The following is a 3,419-nucleotide window of genomic DNA, read 5'->3' on the forward strand; positions in this document are numbered from 1 at the left end:
AAAAGGGATGTTCATCGATAAGATAATAATATAATAATAATAGTGGTCGTAAAAAAAAAGGACCACTATATTCTCCAATTTGATCTTTATGCTTTTTCTTTTTCAGCTTTTTCTTTTTCAGCTTTTGCTTTTTCAGCTTTTTCTTTTTCAGCTTTTGCCAATTCTTCAATAATTTTTTTTAATTGAGAATCTTGATTCATTAATTCTTCAATCTGTATACGAGATTTTTCCTTTTCATCCTTTTCAAAATCCGAAAGAAAAAAAGGGGATGAAGTAGTAGGAGCAGGAGGAGGGTCAATGGCCATTCCTATAGTAGGAGTATTAGTTTTTTCGGGTTCTTCTGGTGGATGGCCTCCAGTTAAATTATCATCATTACATGATGTAAAAAACATCATGGATAAGATAAAAAAAAATAGTTTTTTCATTTCATATCAATTTTTTTTGGAATATAAGTTTTTTTTTGAAATATTATTCATACATAAAAGATTATAATTAAATACGATAAAGATGAGTGTCCTAATCAAAATACGTAATTTATCCCATCATATTTTTCCATATTATGCTACAGAAGGAGCAGCCGGGATCGACTTACAAGCCTATCTGGAAAAAGAGATTATTATTCCATCTATGGAAAGAAAAATCATAAAAACAGGTATTTTCATAGAAATACCTACAGGATATGAAGCTCAAATCCGACCTAGAAGCGGATTAGCCTTACGTCATGGGATAACTGTTCTAAATAATCCAGGGACTATCGATTCAGATTATAGAGGAGAAATAAAAATATTACTCATAAACTTATCTAGTCATACTTTTACTGTAAAAGACGGCGATAGAATAGCGCAAATAATAGTTTACAAATACGAAAAAGTAAAATGGAATGAAATAAAAAAGAAATAAATTTTTATGGATTTTTCATTTTTATCAAAGCAAAAATAGCATAATTCAATATATCTATATAATTATCTTGAACTTTATAAGCATAATTTTCTACTTCATAGAAACGTTTTTCCATTCCTTGAATCCTAAAAATTTTTTGCATAATTAAATCTTTGATAGAAGAAATGCTCATATATTTCCAAGCTTCTTCATAATCCGAATTTTTTTTTTCCATAAGAGATTTAGCCTTTTTTATATATTGATCATATACATCTATTATTATTGTAGCAGAAACAGAAAGCATAGAGTCGATTTTTTTTTGTTGAATCATGATTCCTGCTAAAACAGAATAATTAACAATTTCAATCCAATTATTCTGATCTATTTGAATCAAAATATAATTACATAACTTTTTAGGAATCAAGAACTTTTTTTTCAAAAAATGAGTTCTACATTCATTAGATATGACATCATATTGCATGGAAGTTTTATTGTTTTTCATTTTATACTAATCTATTTTTTTTAAATACTGATCTATATAAATCTTTGCTTCGTCAAAATCATAACAAACATTCACCTTCCAATTGTACGAATTGAATATATCTATTATATGAATCTGATTTTCTGTTAATTTATTTGGTTTTATTTTGAATTCCAAAGCCATCCCCGTCCTACCTTTTTTTGGAATAGGAACCAATATATCCGGAAGACCTGGTCTTAATCTCATCACTTTTATAAGAAACCTCTCATAAGGAGTTCTTCTTGCTTCATTATGAGGATGAAAATAAAAAATATGCGGATATTCATAATCTAAATAATCACAAACAGAACTATGCAATAGTTGTTCTTTTCCTAAAGTATTGTACCAAGGTGTAATTTTTCTTTTCAATTTATCTCAAAATTATCCATAACCAATCATCTAAGACTCACAGGATACACATCCAGAATTTCCTAAATTTTCTTTCTTATTCTTTAAAAGAATTTCTAATATTTTTTTTTCTGTAGAAGTTTTTTTATCATCCAAAACAAAAAGATCTTCATTCCAATCTTCATTAGGCTTACTATATCCTGTTTCCCGATTATCAAAAAAATCAGTTTGCTGTTCTCCAGATATCGTTATATAAAACCAACTCATGTTATCTAACATATTTTTATCTATACAATAGGCATCCGATAGTCCTAATTCTTTCAATTTAATATTGGCTCTATCTTTCATAAAATTTTTCAATTCTTCTCTCTTCATAGTTGGAATATCACCATTATCAAAAATTTGATCAATAAAAATAAATTCATTTTTTAATGCTAAATCCATTCCATAATAAATAGAATCGGCCACCGAATTTTTTAATCCATCATTTTCTTCACAAAACGTACGAAAAATCTTACACCCCGCTTCCGAATGAAGAGACTCATCCCTAACAGAAAAAATAATTTGTTGCCCTATCCCCTTCAAACGATTAGATTTTCTAAAAGACAATAATACCGCAAAAGAAGAAAACAATTGAATTCCTTCTGCTGCAGCAGAAAACAAAGCAATACTCTTTGCAATCTCCTTTCTATTATACTTACCATGATCACTTTTTCTAATATCCATCAATACTTTCAACTTTTTCATGGTTGCTTCATCTTCTAAAAAAGCATGAAAATTATCTAACCCTAAAATATCATTCAAATAAGAATAAGCCACAGCATGAATCGTCTCAAAAGAACCAAAAGCTTGACCCATCATTTTAATCTCTGGAATGGGAAACCACTTGGGAATCATTTCGGACCAATAATTTCCCACTTCGGTTTCCGTTTGAGTAAAACCCTTTAATATATCTCCAATAACATTCTTTTCTCGATCCGATAAATTTTCATTCCAATCATGAATATCCGACTGCATGTTGATCTCCGTATGCAACCAATGCGCATTTTGTTGCTTAAACCAATACTCATAAGCCCACTGATATTCGAAAGGCTTAAAATTTAAACGATCTTTCGTTATACCCATTTCTCTTCTTCTTTATTTAGCTCCCTAATCTCTATCTAAATGTAATAAAAAATATTTTAAACTTAAAGAGAAAAAAAATTACAAACAAAATTCGGATAAAAATTCATTTTTTTTACATGTAAAAAAATTATACCAGGACTAAACTAGTCGTCCACCCCCCCTATCGCGCGCGCGCATGCATGTGCGTGCGTGTGTGTGCGTGGGCGGTAACGTATATTAATACGTTATATTTACTACTGTTAATATTATATTATATTATTTATAAATAATAATTTATATATATATATGCCTTTTTTTTTAAAAAAAATTACAAACAAAATTCGGATAAAAATTCATTTTTTTTACATGTAAAAAAATTATACCAGGACTAAACTAGTCGTCCACCCCCCCTATCGCGCGCGCGCATGCATGTGCGTGCGTGTGTGTGCGTGGGCGGTAAAACCCCCCCCCAACCCAATAATCAACCCAACACTTACGTGAAATCCCCGAATGCTACTACCTAGTCCCCGAACTATAGTCCCTAGTCTTATATAAGACTAGGGACTAT

5 protein-coding genes are annotated in these 3,419 nt (G+C 30.0%); 1 reads left to right on the plus strand and 4 read right to left on the minus strand.

What is annotated here, in order from left to right; translation table 11 throughout:
- Positions 1-86: 86 nt before the first annotated feature.
- Positions 87-425 (minus strand): hypothetical protein, encoded by a 339-nt coding sequence (locus DM780_RS02970; RefSeq protein WP_148265053.1) that lies wholly within the window; start codon positions 423-425, stop codon positions 87-89.
- An 82-nt stretch (positions 426-507) separates the two neighbouring features.
- Between DM780_RS02970 and dut the strand changes: the two genes are divergently transcribed.
- Entirely contained in the window at positions 508-900 is a 393-nt protein-coding gene (dut, locus tag DM780_RS02975; RefSeq protein ID WP_014200386.1) for a dUTP diphosphatase, read from the plus strand.
- A gap of 4 nt (positions 901-904) precedes the next feature.
- Here the strand turns inward: dut and DM780_RS02980 are convergent, their stop codons facing one another.
- The 3 genes from DM780_RS02980 to DM780_RS02990 are packed head-to-tail and all read right to left on the minus strand — an operon-like array spanning position 905 to position 2,872.
- On the minus strand, positions 905-1,381 hold the full coding sequence (locus tag DM780_RS02980) for a DUF1599 domain-containing protein (RefSeq protein ID WP_014726903.1): 477 nt from the start codon (positions 1,379-1,381) through the stop codon (positions 905-907).
- A 6-nt stretch (positions 1,382-1,387) separates the two neighbouring features.
- The gene (locus DM780_RS02985; RefSeq protein ID WP_014726904.1) at positions 1,388-1,768 is read right to left on the minus strand and encodes a VRR-NUC domain-containing protein; all 381 of its coding nucleotides are present in this window, start codon (positions 1,766-1,768) and stop codon (positions 1,388-1,390) included.
- A gap of 30 nt (positions 1,769-1,798) precedes the next feature.
- On the minus strand, positions 1,799-2,872 hold the full coding sequence (locus tag DM780_RS02990; RefSeq protein ID WP_014726905.1) for a ribonucleotide-diphosphate reductase subunit beta: 1,074 nt from the start codon (positions 2,870-2,872) through the stop codon (positions 1,799-1,801).
- Between the last annotated feature and the right edge of the window lie 547 nt (positions 2,873-3,419).

Origin of the sequence: Blattabacterium punctulatus (genome assembly GCF_003226695.1) — a bacterium.
Taxonomy (GTDB): Bacteria; Bacteroidota; Bacteroidia; order Flavobacteriales; family Blattabacteriaceae; genus Blattabacterium; species Blattabacterium punctulatus.

What these genes read in the sequence shown, in the direction of transcription:
- DM780_RS02970 (WP_148265053.1), bottom strand. Translation starts at nt 425, where the DNA reads ATGAAAAAACTATTTTTTTTTATCTTATCCATGATGTTTTTTACATCA.
- dut (WP_014200386.1), top strand. Translation starts at nt 508, where the DNA reads ATGAGTGTCCTAATCAAAATACGTAATTTATCCCATCATATTTTTCCA.
- DM780_RS02980 (WP_014726903.1), bottom strand. Translation starts at nt 1,381, where the DNA reads ATGAAAAACAATAAAACTTCCATGCAATATGATGTCATATCTAATGAA.
- DM780_RS02990 (WP_014726905.1), bottom strand. Translation starts at nt 2,872, where the DNA reads ATGGGTATAACGAAAGATCGTTTAAATTTTAAGCCTTTCGAATATCAG.